We start from the raw sequence: 17,893 nt of genomic DNA, 5'->3' as shown, positions 1-17,893 counted from the left end.
TCATGCGGGTGGCCTTCAATATGCCATGAGTATTGGCAATCGGGCGATGGCAGTCAAAGGAACATTGGCGCGCAAGGCGACTTCACACCTGACAGAAAGGAAAAAACCAGAAAAACGGCGGATTCGTTCCGCCGTCTGACTGTTTGACTAACGCGCTGCATGCCAACGGTAGCTTGGCATTTCAAACGCATTGATTAACTGACTGAAAAATCAATCTTCGGCGGTGGCGGTGGCATGTTGTCCTCACCGGGGCGCTCAGGTGCTTTCGCGCCACCTTCATCGCCGCCGCCACCTGCACCACCAGCAAGACCTTTCATCAGGCCGCTGATGAGTTGCATCGCCATCTGCCCGCCTGCTTTTCCGATTTCTTCCATCTTTTTTCTCCAGAAGAGCGCGAGAGGGTTATTCCTCTCACTCAGTGCGTGGCAAATTCCCTTCGGCGAGTTCCACGATTCCAACCAACTCGCTACTTTCCAGCGCCCATGAAAAAGCCCGGCAATCGCCGGGCTCTTTCTACTGCAAGCGTTGCTTAGGCAGTGAAGGTCTTGCCTTCGAACTGCTCGGCCACGAACTTCCAGTTGACCAGGTTCCAGAACGCTTCTACATACTTCGGACGCACGTTGCGGTAGTCGATGTAGTAGGCATGTTCCCAGACATCGCAGGTCAGCAGCGGGGTGTCGCCGTTGGTCAGCGGGTTGCCTGCGCCGATGGTGCTGGCCAGGGCCAGGGAACCGTCAGCCTTCTTCACCAGCCAGCCCCAACCGGAACCGAAGGTGCCGATGGACGTCTTGCTGAACTCTTCCTTGAACTTGTCGAACGAACCGAACGCAGCGTTGATGGCTTCAGCCAGTGCACCGGTAGGTTGGCCGCCGGCGTTTGGCGCCAGGCAGTTCCAGTAGAACGTGTGGTTCCAGACCTGAGCGGCGTTGTTGAAGATACCGCCCGAGGAAGACTTGACGATTTCTTCCAGGGTCTTGCCTTCGAACTCGGTGCCTGGCACCAGGTTGTTCAGGTTCACGACATAGGTGTTGTGGTGCTTGTCGTGGTGATACTCCAGGGTTTCCTTGGAGATGTGCGGCTGCAGGGCATCGTGTGCGTAGGGCAGCGGCGGCAATTCGAAAGCCATGATGATTCTCCTAATCAGGTCAGTTGCGGTGAGCGCAAGGCCGATCACGGGCGGCCAAACAAGCGCCGGCGAGTCTGTACTCTTTGCGGCGCAAGTTCGGGATCATAGCACCGGGGGTGCGGCAAAACCACGCAACAACTGTGTGGGATAGAGGTTCCAGAGCCTTTTGGAATAAGTTCATGGCGCACTGATTAATTGGTAGGCCACGCTGAACATCATCACGGCCACCAGCAGGTCCAGCAGGCGCCAGGTGGCCGGGCGTGCCAGCCAGGGCGCCAACCATGCCGCGCCGAGGGCCAGCGTTGTGAACCACAGCAACGAAGCGCTGGCGGCGCCTGCTACATACGCGCCCGGTTCGGTTTGCTGCGCGCCCAGTGAGCCGATCAACAGCACGGTGTCCAGGTACACGTGGGGGTTGAGCAGGGTTACCGCCAGGGCACTGAGCAACACCGCGCGCAATGAGCGCACCTTGAGGTGTGCGCCTTGCTCCAGGCTCTGTTTCGAAAACGCTCGACGCAACGCCAGGGTGCCGTACCACAGCAGGAACGCCGCGCCGCCCCAACGGGCAATGCCCAGCAGCAGAGGGCTTTGCGCCAGAACCGTCGCCAGGCCGAATACGCCGGCTGCCACCAGCAATGCATCGCACACCACGCACAACGCGGCCACCGGCAGGTGATGTTCACGGCGCAGGCTTTGCGCCAAGACAAAGGCGTTTTGGCTGCCGATCGCCATGATCAGGCCGAGGGACACCAACAGCCCATTCAGATAGCTTTGCCACATAAGGTTACTCCGCGTCCGCCGCCAATTGGTGCAACACATGCATGGCGCGCTCGGCATCCGCGCGACCGACAAACAGGTGGTCATGGTAATAACCGGCGATCACGTTGCAGCTGATACCGGCCTTGCCCAGCGCGCTGGCGAACGCGGCGGTCAGGCCTACCGCTTCGAGGGCCGAATGCACATTCAAGGTGATCCATGCCGCCACATAGTCGAAGGCCAGGCCGGCCTGCTCGGCGTGCCGGCGCTCCAGGATCAGCGTCAGGCCTTCCTGCTCGCGAAAGCTGCCGATCACCTCGCAACCGGCCGGGATGCGGTGATCGGGCAGGGTGCAGAATACGTAGTCACCGTCATTGAGCTGAGGGCTCATGCTGCGCAACAGGGTTGCCAGGGCAGTTTCGCCAACCATGGGAGTTCCTTATAAAGAGAGAAGCGATGCTGGCTATTCTCTGGGTACAGGCTGTATAAGAAAAATCAATATTGCTGATCGCTCATTAGAGAAACTGATGTTCGACTATAAATTGCTTTCCGCGTTGGCGGCCGTGGTGGAACAGGCGGGCTTTGAGCGCGCCGCGCAGGTGCTGGGGCTGTCGCAGTCGGCCGTGTCCCAGCGCATCAAGCTGCTGGAAGCGCGCGTCGGCCAACCGGTACTGGTACGGGCAACGCCGCCGACCCCCACCGATATCGGTCGGCGCTTGCTCAACCATGTGCAACAGGTGCGGCTGCTGGAGCGCGATCTGCAAAGCCAGGTGCCCGCGTTGGACGAAGAAGGCATGCCCGAGCGCTTGCGCATCGCGCTGAACGCCGACAGCCTCGCCACCTGGTGGGCGCTGGCGGTGAGTGATTTCTGCGCCGAACAGCACTTGCTGCTGGACCTGGTGGTAGAGGACCAGACTGTCGGCCTCAAACGCATGCGCGCCGGTGAAGTGGCGGCCTGCATCTGCGCCAGCGAGCGCCCGGTGGCCGGCGCCCGCAGCCTGGCGCTTGGCGCCATGCGTTATCGCGCATTGGCCAGCCCCGCGTTTATCGCGCGGCACTTCCCAGCTGGCGTGCAGGCCGACCAGTTGGCCAGCACCCCGGCCCTGGTGTTCGGGCCGGATGATTTCCTGCAACACCGTTACCTGGCTTCGCTCGGGGTGAACGGTGGTTTCGAGCACCATTTATGCCCGTCGTCCGAAGGCTTTATCCGCCTGACGGAAGCCGGCCTGGGCTGGGGCCTGGTACCCGAACTGCAGGTACGCGACCAACTGCAAAACGGCCTGTTGGTCGAATTGCTGCCAGATAAGCCCATCGACGTGCCGCTGTACTGGCATCATTGGCGCAGCGGCGGGCAACTGTTGGGCCTGTTGACCGAGCATCTGACACAGGTCTGTGGGCAATGGTTGGTGCCCTATCAGCAGTGACGAGCGTCAAGCTGCAAGCGGCAAGAGAAGAGCTTGCGGACCGTATTTAACTTACAGCTGACAGCTTGAGGCTTGCAGCTGTATCCGTAGGAGACACCATGAAGATTCTGGTCACCGGCGCAAGCGGCTTCATCGGCGGGCGCTTTGCGCGTTTCGCCCTGGAGCAGGGCTTGGACGTGCGGGTCAACGGGCGACGTGCCGAGGGTGTGGAACATCTGGTGCGGCGCGGGGCCGAGTTTATCCAGGGTGATCTGAACGATGCCGACCTGGTGCGCGCGCTGTGCCGTGATGTCGAGGCCGTGGTGCATTGCGCCGGTGCCGTCGGGCTGTGGGGCAAGTATCAGGATTTCCATCAGGGCAATGTGCTGGTCACCGAGAACGTCGTCGAAGCGTGCCTCAAGCAGCGGGTCGGGCGGTTGGTGCATCTGTCCTCGCCCTCCATCTATTTCGATGGGCGCGACCACTTGGGGCTGACCGAAGAGCAAGTGCCCAAGCGCTTCAAGCATCCTTATGCGGCGACCAAATACCTGGCGGAGCAGAAGGTCTTCGGGGCCCAGGAATTCGGTCTGGAAGTGCTGGCCCTGCGCCCGCGTTTCGTCACCGGTGCCGGTGACATGAGCCTGTTCCCGCGTCTGTTGAAGATGCAGCGCAAGAACCGCCTGGCCATCGTCGGTGACGGCCTCAACAAGGTCGATTTCACCAGCGTGCACAACCTTAACGAGGCGCTGCTCAGCAGTTTGCTGGCGCCTGGTTCGGCGTTGGGCAAGGCCTACAACATCAGCAATGGCACGCCGGTGCCGGTGTGGGACGTGGTCAACTACGTGATGCGACAAATGGACCTGCCGCAGGTCACCCGCTATCGCTCCTATGGTTTGTCCTACAGCATGGCGGCTTTGAATGAAGCGTTCTGCGCGATGTGGCCGGGGCGGCCGGAGCCGTCGTTGTCGCGCCTGGGCATGCAGGTCATGAACAAAGATTTCACCCTCGACATCAGCCGGGCGCGGCATTATCTCGACTATGAGCCCAAGGTCAGCCTGTGGAGCGCCCTCGACGAGTTCTGTACCTGGTGGAAGGCCCAGGCCCCGGGCCACGCTTAAGCTCACAACAACACATCGGGAACCGTATTGCCGGTTGCGTGTCGACCCATGCGCCGAGCGCAGGGTTTATACTCGCGCCGCTCGGCTTTCCAGCCGGCCATCTCATTGATTCAGGGTAGATTCATGCGTAACGATGCTAAAGACGACTTCGACAACGTTCCCAGCCTGCGGGCCGATACCGGGGACGATGATGATTTCGTGCCGACTGCCGCCACCTCGGTGCGCTCGCGCACGACGCCTGTGGTCAAGGTTAAACGGGCCAACACCGGCCCGTTGTGGGCGTTGGTCGGCGCATTGCTGATCGCCTTTGCCGGCCTTGCCTGGTGGAGCTTCCAGCAGATTTCCCTGATGGGCCAGCAACTGGTCGCCACCCAGGAAAGCTTTGCGCGTATCAGCGAAGAAGCGGCGGGGCGCCTGCAGGATATTTCCGGCAAGGTCGTGGCCAGCGAAGCCAATGTGAACAACGGCAGCGAAGCCCTGAAATTGCAGATCAAACAGCTGGAAGCCCAGTTGATCGAGCAGGGCAAGCAACAAGTGGGCGTGGCCGGCCAAGCCACCGCGCTGGACCAGCGCCTGGCACAGATGAGCGCCAGCACCACTGAGCTTGCGAATGCGAATGCCAAATTGCAGGGCCAGGTGCAGGCCCTGACCGATGCGGTCGCCAGCCTCAAGGCGGCACAGGTTGAGACCAAGGACCTGGCTAACGACGTGGCGGCCTTGAAGAAGCAAGGCAATCCGACGGCGGCCATCGCCCGTCTTGAGCAGGACGTGCTGGTCCTCAAGAGCGCGCAGGAAAACCAGCCCGCCACCACGGATGCACCGACCAATAAAGAGTTCGACGTGTTCCGCATCCAGACCACGCGCAATATCACGACCTTGCAAAGCCAGGTGCAGAACCTGAATCAACGTCTCAATGCGCCGGCGGCGGCGACGCCACTGGGTCAATGACTTGGTCTGTGAGCTGTGAATGAAATCAAAATGTGGGAGGGGGCTTGCTCCCGATAACGGTGAGTCAGTCAATATTTTGGTGACTGACTCACCGCTATCGGGAGCAAGCCCCCTCCCACATTTGAATCTGTATTAGTTAAGTAAATCTCTGTCGTGCTCAGGTTTGTCACCGTTCGGTGACATTTATCTTCGCCTTCGTTACTTGCCGCTTTCATGCCCTTGTTTAGACTCCGGTCACCCATAAAAAATAACAAGGGCTACCCATGACCATGCAACCACTGCCTGCCAGCAGTTGGCTGAACGCACCTGCCCATCACGCCTGGCTCGCGGCAGAAGGCCAGCGTTTGCTGTCATTTGCCAAGGCTTCGCGCCTGCCGCACGGCTTTGGCAACCTCGACGATAGAGGCCAGTTGCCGGCCGATGCCCATGCTGAAACCATGAACACTGCCCGTATGACCCACAGCTTCGCCATGGCCCACGCCATGGGGCTGCCCGGTTACGCCGAGCTGGTAGCCCACGGCGTCGCGGCCCTCAGTGGCCCGTTGCACGATAGCGAACACGGTGGCTGGTTCGCCGCGCCCGAGGCCATCGATGGCAATACCGGCAAGGCCGCTTACCTGCATGCCTTCGTCGCCCTGGCCGCCAGCTCTGCGGTGGTGGCCGGTGCACCCGGTGCACACACCCTGTTGAACGATGCGGTCCATATCATCGACCAGTTCTTCTGGAGCGAAGAGGAGGGCGTTATGCTCGAATCCTTCGCCCGCGATTGGAGCGGCGTCGAAGCCTATCGCGGCGCCAACAGCAACATGCACGCCACCGAAGCATTCCTCGCCCTGGCCGATGTCACCGGTGACACGCGCTGGCTGGACCGCGCATTACGTATCGTCGAGCGCGTCATCCATACCCATGCCGCCGGTAGCCACTTTATGGTGATCGAGCACTTCGACGCCCAGTGGAAGCCTTTGCCCGCTTACAACGAAGACAACCCCGCCGACGGTTTCCGTCCCTATGGCATCACCCCCGGCCATGGCTTCGAATGGGCGCGGCTGGTACTGCATCTGGAAGCCGCGCGCCTGCAAGCCGGGCTGCCCACGCCGGACTGGTTGGTGAGCGATGCCCAAGGGCTGTTTGCCAGCGCCTGCGACTATGCCTGGGCCGTGGATGGTGCGCCGGGCATTGTCTACACCCTGGACTGGAACAACCGCCCGGTCGTTCGCGAACGCCTGCACTGGACCCATGCCGAAGCCAGCGCCGCGGCCCAGGCGCTGCTCAAGCGTACCGGTGAGTTGCATTATGAAATCTGGTACCGGCGGTTCTGGGAGTTTTGCGAAACCCATTTCATCGACCGGCTCCATGGCAGCTGGCACCACGAACTCAGCCCGCACAACCAGCCCAGCAGCAAAATCTGGGCGGGCAAACCGGACCTGTACCATGCCTGGCAAGCCGTCGTGTTGCCGGCGCTACCCTTGGCACCCAGCCTGGCCAGTGCATTGGGCAGTGGACGCTATGTCACCAAGTGGTGACATTTGTACGTCCCTTTGTTACCTGCGCCCGGAAAATCCCTGTTTAAACTCCGTGCAGCGCAAGCTCTAGACTTGCATGCATAACAACAAGAAAAGGTATTCAGATGAACGCGATTAATCGCCTCGCCGTAGCTATTTCCGTTGCCTCGTTGTTTCCCCTCAGTGCATTTGCCGCCGACTCGAAAGGGACGGTTGAAGTGGTGCATTGGTGGACCTCGGGCGGTGAAAAAGCGGCTGTCGATGTCTTGAAGGCCCAAGTCGAGAAAGACGGCTTCACCTGGAAAGACGGCGCTGTTGCAGGTGGCGGCGGTGCCACTGCAATGACCGTGCTGAAAAGCCGTGCGGTCGCCGGCAACCCACCTGGCGTCGCCCAGATCAAAGGCCCCGACATCCAGGAATGGGCGTCCACCGGCCTGCTCGACACCGACGTGCTCAAAGACGTCGCCAAAGAAGAAAAATGGGACTCCCTGCTCGACAAGAAAGTCTCCGATACCGTGAAGTACGACGGTGACTACGTCGCCGTACCGGTCAACATCCACCGCGTGAACTGGCTGTGGATCAACCCGGAAGTCTTCAAGAAAGCCGGCATCACCAAGAACCCCACCACCCTCGAAGAATTCTATGCCGCCGGCGACAAACTGAAAGCGGCGGGCTTCATTGCGCTCGCTCACGGCGGCCAGCCTTGGCAGGACAGCACCGTGTTCGAGGCGGTGGTGCTCTCGGTGATGGGTGCCGATGGCTACAAGAAAGCCCTGGTCGACCTGGATAACGGCGCACTGACCGGCCCGGAAATGGTCAAGTCGCTGACCGAGCTGAAGAAAGTCGCGACCTATATGGACGTTGACGGCAAAGGCCAGGACTGGAACCTCGAAGCCGGTAAAGTCATCAACGGCAAGGCCGGCATGCAGATCATGGGTGACTGGGCCAAGTCCGAATGGACCGCCGCCAAGAAAGTCGCCGGCAAAGACTACGAGTGCGTAGCGTTCCCGGGCACCGACAAAGCCTTCACCTACAACATCGACTCCCTGGCGGTGTTCAAGCAGAAAGACAAAGGCACTGCCGCTGGCCAGCAGGACATCGCCAAAGTCGTGCTGGGTGAAAACTTCCAGAAAGTGTTCAGCATCAACAAGGGTTCGATCCCTGTGCGCAACGACATGCTGAACAAAATGGATTCGTACGGTTTCGACTCCTGCGCCCAGACGGCGGCCAAGGACTTCCTGACCGATGCCAAGACCGGTGGCCTGCAGCCAAGCATGGCGCACAACATGGCCACCACCCTGGCGGTACAAGGTGCGTTCTTTGACGTGGTCACCAACTACATCAACGATCCGAAAGCCGACCCGGCCGACACCGCCAAGAAATTGGGCGCTGCGATCAAGTCAGCCAAGTAACGCGCTCTAAAAGCGCTTTTCTATAGGAGCGAGCTTGCTCGCGAAAAACTCAAGGTCACCGCGTTCATCCCTGATGCCCGCGTCATCGTTGAAGACTTTCGCGAGCAAGCTCGCTCCTACAGGGGAGCGCCATGGTTTCACCTGTCAGTCCTTTTCCTTGTATTGGATTTTCCCATGAGTTCTGTTGCTGTGTTCAGCAAGGCCTCGCCGTTCGATGCACTGCAGCGCTGGCTCCCTAAACTGGTGCTGGCGCCGAGCATGTTCATCGTGCTGGTGGGCTTTTATGGCTACATCCTGTGGACGTTCGTGCTGTCGTTCACCACCTCCACCTTCCTGCCCAGCTACAAGTGGGCTGGCCTGGCGCAATACGAGCGGTTGTTCGACAACGATCGTTGGTGGGTAGCGAGCAAAAACCTCGCCGTGTTCGGCGGGATGTTCATCGGTATCACCCTGGTGATCGGCGTGCTGCTGGCGATTTTCCTCGACCAGAAAATCCGTCGCGAAGGTTTCATTCGCACCATTTACCTGTACCCGATGGCGCTCTCGATGATCGTCACCGGTACCGCCTGGAAATGGCTGCTCAACCCGGGCATGGGCCTGGACAAATTATTGCGCGATTGGGGCTGGGAAGGCTTCCGTCTCGACTGGCTGATCGACCCCGACCGCGTGGTCTACTGCCTGGTGATCGCCGCCGTGTGGCAAGCCTCGGGCTTTATCATGGCGATGTTCCTGGCGGGCCTGCGGGGCGTCGATCAGTCGATCATCCGCGCCGCGCAGATCGACGGCGCGAGCCTGCCACGCATCTACTGGAGCGTGGTGCTGCCAAGCCTGCGTCCGGTGTTCTTCAGTGCGGTGATGATCCTGGCGCACATTGCGATCAAGAGCTTCGACCTGGTGGCGGCGATGACCGCTGGCGGCCCGGGCTATTCCTCCGACCTGCCGGCCATGTTCATGTACTCGTTCACCTTCAGTCGCGGCCAGATGGGCATGGGCTCGGCCAGTGCAATCCTGATGCTCGGTGCGATCCTCGCGATCATCGTGCCGTACCTGTATTCCGAGCTGAGGACCAAGCGCAATGACTAGTCTCGCCGCTAAACCTGCCATCAGCCTGAGTCGCATCGCGATCTACGCGGTGCTGATCCTTGCGGTGCTGCTGTACCTGGTGCCGCTGGTGGTGATGCTGCTCACCAGTTTCAAGACGCCTGAAGACATCAGCACCGGCAACCTGCTGAGCTGGCCGACCGTGGTCAGCGGCATTGGCTGGGTCAAGGCCTGGGCCACCGTGGACGGCTACTTCTGGAACTCGATCAAGATCACCGTGCCCGCTGTGCTGATCTCCACGGCCATCGGTGCGTTGAACGGCTACGTGCTGTCGTTCTGGCGCTTTCGCGGTTCGCAGCTGTTCTTCGGCCTGTTGCTGTTCGGCTGCTTCCTGCCGTTCCAGACCGTGCTGCTGCCGGCGTCGTTCACCCTCGGCAAGATGGGCCTGGCCAGCACCACCACCGGCCTGGTGTTCGTGCATGTGGTCTACGGCCTGGCGTTCACCACGCTGTTCTTCCGTAACTACTACGTGAGCATCCCGGATGCGCTGATCAAGGCGGCCCGCCTGGACGGTGCCGGTTTCTTCACCATCTTCCGTCAGATCATTCTGCCGATGTCGACGCCGATCATCATGGTCTGCCTGATCTGGCAGTTCACCCAGATCTGGAACGACTTCCTGTTCGGTGTGGTGTTCTCCAGCGGCGACTCGCAGCCCATCACGGTAGCGCTGAACAATCTGGTCAACACCAGCACCGGGGCCAAGGAATATAACGTGGATATGGCGGCGGCGATGATCGCCGGGCTGCCGACCCTGCTGGTCTATGTGATCGCAGGCAAGTATTTCGTGCGCGGCCTGACGGCCGGCGCGGTCAAGGGGTAATCATGGCTACGCTTGAACTTCGCAATGTAAACAAGACCTATGGCGCCGGCCTGCCCGACACCCTGAAGAACATCGAACTGTCGATCAAGGAAGGTGAGTTCCTGATCCTGGTCGGCCCTTCGGGGTGCGGTAAGTCCACGTTGATGAACTGCATCGCCGGCCTTGAGACCATCTCCGGCGGCGCGATCATGATCGGTGATCAGGACGTGAGCGGCATGAGCCCCAAGGACCGTGACATCGCCATGGTGTTCCAGTCCTACGCGCTGTACCCGACCATGAGCGTGCGCGAGAACATCGAATTCGGCCTGAAGATCCGCAAGATGCCCCAGGCCGACATCGACGCCGAAGTCGCGCGCGTGGCCAAGCTGCTGCAGATCGAACACTTGCTCAACCGCAAGCCGGGCCAGCTGTCCGGTGGCCAGCAACAGCGCGTGGCGATGGGCCGGGCCTTGGCGCGTCGGCCGAAGATCTACCTGTTCGACGAACCGTTGTCGAACCTTGACGCCAAGCTGCGCGTCGAGATGCGCACCGAAATGAAGCTGATGCACCAGCGGCTGAAGACCACCACCGTCTACGTGACCCACGACCAGATCGAAGCAATGACCCTGGGCGACAAAGTGGCGGTGATGAAGGACGGCATCATCCAACAATTTGGTACGCCGAAAGAAATTTACAACGACCCGGCCAACTTGTTTGTGGCAAGCTTTATCGGTTCACCTCCCATGAACTTCGTACCTTTGCGTCTGCAACGCAAGGACGGTCGCCTGGTGGCGCTGCTCGACAGCGGCCAGGCCCGTTGCGAGCTGCCGCTGAGTATGAATGACGCTGGGTTGGAAGACCGCGATGTGATCCTGGGCCTGCGCCCGGAGCAGATCGTGCTGGCGGCGGGTGAGGGCAATGGTTCTTCGAGCATTCGTGCCGAAGTCCAGGTAACCGAGCCCACCGGCCCGGACACCCTGGTGTTCGTGCAACTCAATGACACCAAGGTCTGCTGCCGTCTGGCGCCGGACGTGGCACCGCAGGTGGGCGAGACCCTGACCCTGCAGTTCGACCCGGCCAAGGTATTGCTGTTCGATGCCGCGACCGGTGAGCGATTGGGTACCGTTGCTGCATTGCCGGCACAGGGGCATGCCGACAATGTGACCCAGTTCAAAGGTCGTTAATCGAGATAACTGGTTGTTTTAATTAAAAAATGTAACCCGCGTTAGATAAAAACAGTTTAATAACAATAAAGACGAGGATGTAGGGATGAAAAAGCAACACAACAACACTCGGCTGTTCTGCCAACTGTCAGCAGCAGCAGCCCTTGTATTGTCCGCCAATGCGATGGCGGCCGATGCGTTCAGCGCCGATTCCAAGTGGATGACCGGCGATTGGGGCGGCGAGCGTACCAAGCTGATCGAGCAAGGTATCGACATCAAGGCCGACTACGTAGGGGAGATGGGCTACAACGCCCACGGTGGCTACAACGACGACAAGACCGGCCGTTACTCCGACCAGTTCGGTCTGGGCGTGGCACTGGACCTGCAAAAACTGTGGGGCTGGGATAACACCCAGGCCAAGATCCAGTTCACCAACCGTAATGGCCAGAACATTTCCAATGACCGTATTGGCGATCCGCGCGCCGGCACCTTGAGTTCGTCTCAGGAAGTGTATGGCCGTGGCCACATGGTGCGTCTGACCCAGTTCTGGGTTCAGCACCAGATGTTCGACAACAAGCTGGACGTGAAGCTCGGCTACTTCGGTGAAGGCGAAGACTTCAACACCTTCCCGTGCGACTTCCAGAACCTGTCGTTCTGCGGCTCCCAGGTCGGTAACTACGTAAACACCTGGTACAACTGGCCGGTCGCCCAGGCCGCTATCCGCGTGAAGTACAACATCACGCCTGAGCTGTATGCGCAGATTGGTGCCTACAACCAGAACCCGTCGCAACTGGAGCACGGCAACGGCTTCAAACTCAGCGGCAGCGGTACCAAAGGCACCGTGATTCCGGTGGAGTTGGTCTGGTCGCCGAAGGTCAACAACCTGCCGGGCGAATACCGTGTGGGTTACTACAAAAGCGCTGCCGATGCGTCTGACGTACGCGAAGACGTCAACGGCAACGACGCCGCCACTACTGGCGCCGCCTACCGTACCCACAGCAGCAAGAAAGGCTACTGGTTCGTTGCGCAACAGCAACTCACCACGCATAACGGCGACGCTACCCGTGGCCTGAACATCGCCGCCAACGCGACCTTCCACGACAAGGAAACCAACCTGGTCGACAACTACCAGTCGTTGATGCTGGTGTACAAAGGCCCCTTCGACGCGCGTCCAAAAGATGACGTCGGCATTGGCGTCGCTCGCCTGCATGTCAACGATGACGTGAAGAAGAACTCTGAACTGCTCAACGCCGCCAATGGTGTGAGCGACTATGACAATCCGTTCTACACGCCCATTCGTGAGACTGAGTACAACGTCGAACTCAACTACGGTTTCCACGTCACCAACTGGCTGACCGTGCGTCCGAACCTGCAATACGTTGTCCAGCCTGGTGGCGTGGACAAAGTCGACAACGCGTTGGTAGCGGGCCTGAAAATCCAGTCTACGTTCTAACGCTGTTGCGATAAGCTCCTTCTCTCTGTGCGCATTTTGCGGGTAGCCATGGCTATCCGCTTTTTTTTGGGTTGCACTGTGATATTCGGAACCTGTGCACATGCATGAGCAACCGCTGCAACGTTTTTTCAAATCCTTGCGCGAGCGTCCGGTGTTCGCCTGGGAGCGCTTCCAGATGCGTGACGTATTGGTGATCGACCATCCGCTGTGCCAGGCGGTGTTCAGTCGCCAGGGCGCGCAATTGCTGCACTTTCAGCCCACCGGCCAGAAACCCTGGCTGTGGTGCGCCGCCAAGTGGCCGCAAGTCGGTGCGATCCGGGGTGGCGTGCCGGTGTGCTGGCCGTGGTATGGCCGCCACCCCAGCGAAAACGCGTGGCCTTCCCACGGTTGGGCGCGCTTGATCGATTGGAAACTGCTCGACAGCAGCACCGAAGACGATGGCGTGCGCCTGCACTGGCAGCTGCAGCTGTGCGACTGGCAGGTGGACCTGCACGCGCATTTGGGTGAAACCCTGGAACTGCGCCTGAGCACCGAGCATCAGGATGAGCTGCCGTGCCAGTTGAGCCACGCTTTGCACGCCTACTGGCGTATCGGTCACGTTGACGAGGTAGCGCTGTCTGGGCTCGACGGGGCGCAAGGTTACGACCAGCTCAACCGCCAGGCTTGCCAGCAGGAAGGCGAACTGCGGGTGGACGGCGGCTGCCAGCGAGTGTTCCAGCATGAGGGTGAGTTGCACCTCAAGGACCATGCCTGGCAGCGGGAACTGTGCATCGATACCGGCGACAGCGCCGACACCGTGGTGTGGCATCCCGGCAGTCGGCCGTTGCTGGGTGTGAGCTTCAACGAGGCGTCGGGGTTTGTGTGCGTGGAGTCGGCGATGGCCGGGGCCAGCCTGGCGCCGGGGGAGAGGGCGCATCTGAGTTTGCAGGCTCGGGCTGGGGTTTAGTGGTGCTGCTGAGGGCCTCATCGGGGGCAAGCCCCCTCCCACATGGGTTCTTTGTATTACTCACATTCTGTTAACACTGAAGATCAACTGTGGGAGGGGGCTTGCCCCCGATGAGGCCAGCACATCCAACACACATCCTGGTTCAGTTGAACTCATCCCCCACCGGATACCGGCTGTCATTCAAGCTCTCTTTGATCTTGCGCAAATGCGGCTGGAAATCCACTCCGCGGCGCAACGTCATCCCGGTCGCCAGCACATCCAGCACCGTCAGCTGAATGATCCGCGAGGTCATCGGCATGTAGATATCGGTGTCTTCCGGCAGCGGAATGTTCAGGCTCACCGTGCTGGCCTTGGCCAACGGTGAGTTCTCGGCCGTTACGCCCAGCACCGACGCGCCGTTTTCCCGGGCGATACGCGCCACTTCCACCAGCTCACGGGTACGCCCGGTGTAGGAAATGATCACGAACAACTCACCGGTATGCGCCACTGAGGCGATCATGCGTTGCATCAGCACGTCGGCGTGGGCGGTTACCGCCAGGTTGAAACGGAAGAACTTGTGCAGCGCGTCCATGGCCACCGGGGCCGAGGCGCCCAGGCCGAAGAAGTGAATCTGCCGCGCCTGGATCAACAGATCCACGGCCTTGCTGATCAGGGCCGGGTCGAGGGCCTGGCAGGCACTGTCCAGGGACGCGATGGCGCTGCCGAAGATCTTCTGGGTGTAGGCCTCCGGGTTATCATCGGCTTCCACGGCGCGGCTGACATACGCCGCGCCACTGGCCAGGCTTTGCGCCAATTGCAATTTAAGTTCAGGGTAACCACTGACGCCGAACGAACGGCAGAAGCGGTTGACCGTCGGCTCACTGACCGAAGCGGCTTGGGCGAGGGCAGCGATCGAGAAGCGGGTGGCCTGCTGCGGGTTGAGCAGGATGACTTCGGCGACTTTTTTCTCGGCCTTGTTCAATTCTTCGAGGCGGTTCCGGATCTGTTCCAGAAGATTTCGCACGCGGTCCATTCAGTCTTTCCTTCGGGCGACGATGCAAATAAAGAGGCGGTAACCAATCGATGAGTGGCTTTTCGCGGTGGCCTATCCTACTGAGGGTAGCCGAACACCACCACTCGCAATGCGTATTTGCGGAAAATGTTGTGGTTATTACTACATTTTTCCTTGAGTGATGCCTTGAAAAAAGGTATTTGTAGCTTAACTTGATAAAAGAACAAACATCATGCCTTTGATAACCGTAGAACCCTGCACCTTTGCCCTGTTTGGCGCCTTGGGTGATCTGGCGCTGCGCAAGTTATTTCCTGCCCTCTATCAACTCGATGGCGCCGGCCTGCTGCACGATGACACGCGCATCCTGGCCCTGGCCCGCGAAGCTGGTTCCGAGCAGCAGCACCTGGCCCATATCGAAACAGAACTGCGCAAATACGTCGGCAAGGAGCTGGACGAAGCCGTGGCCCAGCGTTTCCTGGCGCGCCTGGCGTATGTGCATGTCGACTTCATGAAGGCCGACGACTACGTCGCCCTTGCCGAAAAGGTCGGTAGCGAACAGCGCCTGATCGCTTACTTCGCCACCCCGGCCGCCGTGTATGGCGCGATCTGCGAAAACCTGTCCAAGGCCGGCCTGGCGGAAAATACCCGCGTCGTGCTGGAAAAGCCGATTGGTTCGGACCTGGAATCCTCGCGCAAGGTCAACGACGCCGTCGCGCAGTTTTTCCCGGAAAACCGCACCTACCGCATCGACCACTACCTGGGCAAAGAAACCGTCCAGAACCTGATCGCCTTGCGTTTCGCCAACAGCCTGTTCGAAACCCAATGGAACCAGAACTACATTTCCCACGTGGAAATCACCGTGGCCGAGCAGGTTGGCATCGAGGGCCGTTGGGGCTACTTCGACAAGGCTGGCCAACTGCGCGACATGATCCAGAACCACCTGTTGCAGCTGCTGTGCCTGATCGCCATGGACCCGCCGGCCGATCTGTCCGCCGACAGCATTCGCGACGAGAAGGTCAAGGTGCTCAAGGCCCTGGCGCCGATCAGCCCGGAAGGCCTGACCACCCAGGTGGTGCGCGGCCAGTACATTGCCGGCTACAGCGCCGGTAAAGCCGTGCCGGGATACCTGGAAGAAGAGAATTCCAACACCCAGAGCGACACCGAGACCTTCGTCGCTCTGCGGGCCGATATTCGCAACTGGCGTTGGGCCGGGGTGCCGTTCTACCTGCGTACCGGCAAGCGCATGCCGCAAAAGCTGTCGCAGATCGTCATCCACTTCAAGGAACCGTCCCACTATATCTTCGCCCCCGAGCAGCGCTTGCAGATCAGCAACAAGTTGATCATCCGCCTGCAGCCGGACGAAGGTATTTCCTTGCGCGTGATGACCAAGGAGCAGGGCCTGGACAAGGGCATGCAACTGCGCAGCGGGCCGCTGCAACTGAATTTTTCCGACACTTATCGCAGCGCACGGATTCCCGATGCCTACGAGCGGTTGTTGCTGGAAGTGATGCGCGGCAATCAGAACCTGTTTGTTCGCAAAGATGAAATTGAAGCCGCGTGGAAGTGGTGTGACCAGTTGATCGCTGGGTGGAAAAAATCCGGTGATGCGCCCAAGCCGTACGCGGCGGGATCCTGGGGCCGATGAGCTCGATTGCACTGATCACGCGGGATGGGAGGTCGTGGTATGGCGATATCTGAATTGAAACTGCCTCAGGGCGTCACTGCCCATGAGTACCGTACGCCCGTGCTGTTGGCGGACGGCCTGGCCAATGACGTGGCCGAACAATTGCGCGTGGCCATCAGCGCCCGTGGCGCGGCCACCCTGGTGGTGTCCGGTGGCCGCAGCCCGGTGGCGTTCTTCCAGAACCTGGCCAGGCAAGCCCTGGACTGGTCCAAGGTCACGGTCACCCTGGCCGACGAGCGTTGGGTGCCGGTGGAACATGCCGACAGCAATGCCGGCTTGTTAAAGCAGCACCTGCTGCAGGGCCCGGCGGCCAAGGCGAAATTCTTGAGCCTGTACAGCGCTGCCGCCAACCTTGAAGAGGCGGCCGAGCAGGCTGATCGCCTGCTGGCCGAACTGCCGGCGATCGATGTGCTGGTGCTGGGCATGGGCGATGACGGCCACACCGCATCGCTGTTTCCCAACAGCCCGAACCTCGCCCAGGCGTTGCAGGCCGACGGCACCCGCCGTTGCTGGCCAATGCTGGCGCCGACCGTGCCGCACCAGCGCCTGACCATGAGTCGTGCATTGCTGGCCACGGCCCACTACACCGTGCTGTCGATTTCCGGCAGTTCGAAGTTGACTACCTTGAGCGCCGCGCTGGCCGGTGACGATGTCGCCGCCATGCCGATTCGCGCGTTTTTGCAACCTACTTTAGAGATTTACTGGTGCCCATGAGCCAAGGATCAGCCGCTATGAAAAGCCCTCAACCGACCGTGTCCATGGCGGATAAAGTTGCCCTGATCGACAGCCTCTGCGCCAAGGCGCGGATCCTGCCGGTGATTACCATCGCCCGCGAGCAGGACATCCTGCCCCTGGCCGATGCCCTGGCTGCCGGTGGCCTGACCGCCCTGGAAGTGACCCTGCGTTCCGAGTTCGGCCTCAAGGCCATCCAGGTGTTGCGCGAGCAGCGCCCTGAACTGTGCACCGGTGCCGGCACTGTGCTGGACCGTCATATGCTCGAAGCGGCAGAAGTGGCCGGCTCGCAATTCATCGTCACCCCCGGCATCACCCGCGACCTGCTGGAAGCCTCGGTGCACAGCCCGATCCCGCTGCTGCCTGGCATCAGCAATGCCTCCGGCATCATGGAAGGCTATGGCCTGGGCTATCGCCGCTTCAAGCTGTTCCCGGCGGAAGTCAGCGGCGGCGTGGCGGCGATCAAGGCCCTGGGTGGCCCGTTCGGCGAAGTGAAATTCTGCCCGACCGGCGGCGTCGGCCCGGCCAACATCAAAAGCTACATGGCATTGAAAAACGTGATGTGCGTGGGCGGTAGCTGGATGCTTGATCCTGAATGGGTCAAGAACGGCGACTGGGCGCGTATCCAGGAAGTCACCGCCGAGGCGCTGGCGCTGCTGGATTGATCTGATTTATCGAATCGTTGTTGCTGTGCTTAACGGCATTTTTGCGGTGCACTTGGTCGGTGTACCGCTTTTTTTTGCCTGTAGAAAACCTGAA

17 protein-coding genes and 1 pseudogene are annotated in these 17,893 nt (G+C 60.3%); 13 read left to right on the top strand and 5 right to left on the bottom strand.

Annotation, left to right across the window (positions count from 1 at the left end; all coding sequences use genetic code 11):
• Positions 1-194: 194 nt before the first annotated feature.
• The 4 genes from C4J93_RS20615 to C4J93_RS20600 all read right to left on the bottom strand — a co-directional run bounded on the left by C4J93_RS20615 (position 195) and on the right by C4J93_RS20600 (position 2,312).
• On the bottom strand, positions 195-374 hold the full coding sequence (locus C4J93_RS20615) for a hypothetical protein (protein WP_104504514.1): 180 nt from the start codon (positions 372-374) through the stop codon (positions 195-197).
• Positions 375-529: 155 nt separating this feature from the next.
• Positions 530-1,126 (bottom strand): superoxide dismutase, encoded by a 597-nt coding sequence (locus C4J93_RS20610; RefSeq protein WP_065949384.1) that lies wholly within the window; start codon positions 1,124-1,126, stop codon positions 530-532.
• Positions 1,127-1,303: 177 nt separating this feature from the next.
• On the bottom strand, positions 1,304-1,906 hold the full coding sequence (locus tag C4J93_RS20605; protein WP_124430348.1) for a LysE/ArgO family amino acid transporter: 603 nt from the start codon (positions 1,904-1,906) through the stop codon (positions 1,304-1,306).
• A gap of 4 nt (positions 1,907-1,910) precedes the next feature.
• A complete protein-coding gene (locus tag C4J93_RS20600; RefSeq protein ID WP_124430347.1) occupies positions 1,911-2,312 on the bottom strand; it encodes an ACT domain-containing protein in 402 nt (133 codons plus the stop codon).
• A 97-nt stretch (positions 2,313-2,409) separates the two neighbouring features.
• Here C4J93_RS20600 and C4J93_RS20595 point away from each other — a divergent pair, with 97 nt between their 5' ends.
• From C4J93_RS20595 to C4J93_RS20550, 10 genes are all read left to right on the top strand, one after another.
• Positions 2,410-3,306, top strand: coding sequence for a LysR family transcriptional regulator ArgP (locus C4J93_RS20595; protein WP_124430346.1), 897 nt, complete (start codon positions 2,410-2,412; stop codon positions 3,304-3,306).
• 98 nt (positions 3,307-3,404) lie between these two features.
• Positions 3,405-4,403 (top strand): NAD(P)-dependent oxidoreductase, encoded by a 999-nt coding sequence (locus C4J93_RS20590; protein ID WP_124368122.1) that lies wholly within the window; start codon positions 3,405-3,407, stop codon positions 4,401-4,403.
• 123 nt (positions 4,404-4,526) lie between these two features.
• Positions 4,527-5,351, top strand: coding sequence for an ATPase (locus tag C4J93_RS20585; RefSeq protein ID WP_124430345.1), 825 nt, complete (start codon positions 4,527-4,529; stop codon positions 5,349-5,351).
• Positions 5,352-5,614: 263 nt separating this feature from the next.
• Positions 5,615-6,874 (top strand): AGE family epimerase/isomerase, encoded by a 1,260-nt coding sequence (locus C4J93_RS20580; protein WP_124430344.1) that lies wholly within the window; start codon positions 5,615-5,617, stop codon positions 6,872-6,874.
• 104 nt (positions 6,875-6,978) lie between these two features.
• The gene (locus tag C4J93_RS20575) at positions 6,979-8,265 is read left to right on the top strand and encodes an ABC transporter substrate-binding protein (protein ID WP_124368119.1); all 1,287 of its coding nucleotides are present in this window, start codon (positions 6,979-6,981) and stop codon (positions 8,263-8,265) included.
• Between the two features lie 174 nt (positions 8,266-8,439).
• Entirely contained in the window at positions 8,440-9,348 is a 909-nt protein-coding gene (locus tag C4J93_RS20570) for a carbohydrate ABC transporter permease (RefSeq protein WP_124364123.1), read from the top strand.
• Positions 9,341-10,186 (top strand): carbohydrate ABC transporter permease, encoded by an 846-nt coding sequence (locus C4J93_RS20565; protein WP_034115702.1) that lies wholly within the window; start codon positions 9,341-9,343, stop codon positions 10,184-10,186. Before C4J93_RS20570 ends, C4J93_RS20565 begins: the two co-directional genes overlap by 8 nt.
• Positions 10,187-10,188: 2 nt before the next feature.
• On the top strand, positions 10,189-11,349 hold the full coding sequence (locus C4J93_RS20560) for an ABC transporter ATP-binding protein (protein ID WP_124371660.1): 1,161 nt from the start codon (positions 10,189-10,191) through the stop codon (positions 11,347-11,349).
• A gap of 85 nt (positions 11,350-11,434) precedes the next feature.
• The gene (locus tag C4J93_RS20555) at positions 11,435-12,781 is read left to right on the top strand and encodes a carbohydrate porin (RefSeq protein WP_124368117.1); all 1,347 of its coding nucleotides are present in this window, start codon (positions 11,435-11,437) and stop codon (positions 12,779-12,781) included.
• 100 nt (positions 12,782-12,881) lie between these two features.
• Entirely contained in the window at positions 12,882-13,727 is an 846-nt protein-coding gene (locus C4J93_RS20550; protein ID WP_124430343.1) for a D-hexose-6-phosphate mutarotase, read from the top strand.
• 142 nt (positions 13,728-13,869) lie between these two features.
• Here the strand turns inward: C4J93_RS20550 and C4J93_RS20545 are convergent, their stop codons facing one another.
• Positions 13,870-14,730 (bottom strand): MurR/RpiR family transcriptional regulator, encoded by an 861-nt coding sequence (locus tag C4J93_RS20545; protein ID WP_170039859.1) that lies wholly within the window; start codon positions 14,728-14,730, stop codon positions 13,870-13,872.
• 220 nt (positions 14,731-14,950) lie between these two features.
• Here C4J93_RS20545 and zwf point away from each other — a divergent pair.
• The 3 genes and pseudogenes from zwf (at position 14,951) to C4J93_RS20530 (ending at position 17,799) form a co-directional block, all read left to right on the top strand.
• Positions 14,951-16,416 (top strand): annotated as a pseudogene (zwf, locus tag C4J93_RS20540) (glucose-6-phosphate dehydrogenase).
• The gene (gene pgl, locus C4J93_RS20535; protein WP_124368115.1) at positions 16,403-17,116 is read left to right on the top strand and encodes a 6-phosphogluconolactonase; all 714 of its coding nucleotides are present in this window, start codon (positions 16,403-16,405) and stop codon (positions 17,114-17,116) included. The pseudogene zwf and the gene pgl overlap by 14 nt, the downstream one beginning before the upstream one ends.
• A 17-nt stretch (positions 17,117-17,133) precedes the next feature.
• Complete coding sequence (locus C4J93_RS20530) at positions 17,134-17,799, top strand: bifunctional 4-hydroxy-2-oxoglutarate aldolase/2-dehydro-3-deoxy-phosphogluconate aldolase (protein ID WP_069076884.1); 666 nt, start codon at positions 17,134-17,136, stop codon at positions 17,797-17,799.
• Positions 17,800-17,893: the final 94 nt, after the last annotated feature.

The organism is Pseudomonas sp. R2-37-08W (assembly GCF_003851705.1).
Taxonomy (GTDB): domain Bacteria; phylum Pseudomonadota; class Gammaproteobacteria; order Pseudomonadales; family Pseudomonadaceae; genus Aquipseudomonas.
The sequence above is the reverse complement of the archived record's forward strand: the minus strand, read 5'-3'. Positions and strand labels throughout refer to the sequence as shown.

Bases quoted from the DNA above. Each gene is read 5' to 3' on its own strand.
- C4J93_RS20615 (WP_104504514.1), bottom strand. From the start codon at position 374: ATGGAAGAAATCGGAAAAGCAGGCGGGCAGATGGCGATGCAACTCATC.
- C4J93_RS20610 (WP_065949384.1), bottom strand. From the start codon at position 1,126: ATGGCTTTCGAATTGCCGCCGCTGCCCTACGCACACGATGCCCTGCAG.
- C4J93_RS20605 (WP_124430348.1), bottom strand. From the start codon at position 1,906: ATGTGGCAAAGCTATCTGAATGGGCTGTTGGTGTCCCTCGGCCTGATC.
- C4J93_RS20600 (WP_124430347.1), bottom strand. From the start codon at position 2,312: ATGGTTGGCGAAACTGCCCTGGCAACCCTGTTGCGCAGCATGAGCCCT.
- C4J93_RS20595 (WP_124430346.1), top strand. From the start codon at position 2,410: ATGTTCGACTATAAATTGCTTTCCGCGTTGGCGGCCGTGGTGGAACAG.
- C4J93_RS20590 (WP_124368122.1), top strand. From the start codon at position 3,405: ATGAAGATTCTGGTCACCGGCGCAAGCGGCTTCATCGGCGGGCGCTTT.
- C4J93_RS20585 (WP_124430345.1), top strand. From the start codon at position 4,527: ATGCGTAACGATGCTAAAGACGACTTCGACAACGTTCCCAGCCTGCGG.
- C4J93_RS20580 (WP_124430344.1), top strand. From the start codon at position 5,615: ATGACCATGCAACCACTGCCTGCCAGCAGTTGGCTGAACGCACCTGCC.
- C4J93_RS20575 (WP_124368119.1), top strand. From the start codon at position 6,979: ATGAACGCGATTAATCGCCTCGCCGTAGCTATTTCCGTTGCCTCGTTG.
- C4J93_RS20570 (WP_124364123.1), top strand. From the start codon at position 8,440: ATGAGTTCTGTTGCTGTGTTCAGCAAGGCCTCGCCGTTCGATGCACTG.
- C4J93_RS20565 (WP_034115702.1), top strand. From the start codon at position 9,341: ATGACTAGTCTCGCCGCTAAACCTGCCATCAGCCTGAGTCGCATCGCG.
- C4J93_RS20560 (WP_124371660.1), top strand. From the start codon at position 10,189: ATGGCTACGCTTGAACTTCGCAATGTAAACAAGACCTATGGCGCCGGC.
- C4J93_RS20555 (WP_124368117.1), top strand. From the start codon at position 11,435: ATGAAAAAGCAACACAACAACACTCGGCTGTTCTGCCAACTGTCAGCA.
- C4J93_RS20550 (WP_124430343.1), top strand. From the start codon at position 12,882: ATGCATGAGCAACCGCTGCAACGTTTTTTCAAATCCTTGCGCGAGCGT.
- pgl (WP_124368115.1), top strand. From the start codon at position 16,403: ATGGCGATATCTGAATTGAAACTGCCTCAGGGCGTCACTGCCCATGAG.
- C4J93_RS20530 (WP_069076884.1), top strand. From the start codon at position 17,134: ATGAAAAGCCCTCAACCGACCGTGTCCATGGCGGATAAAGTTGCCCTG.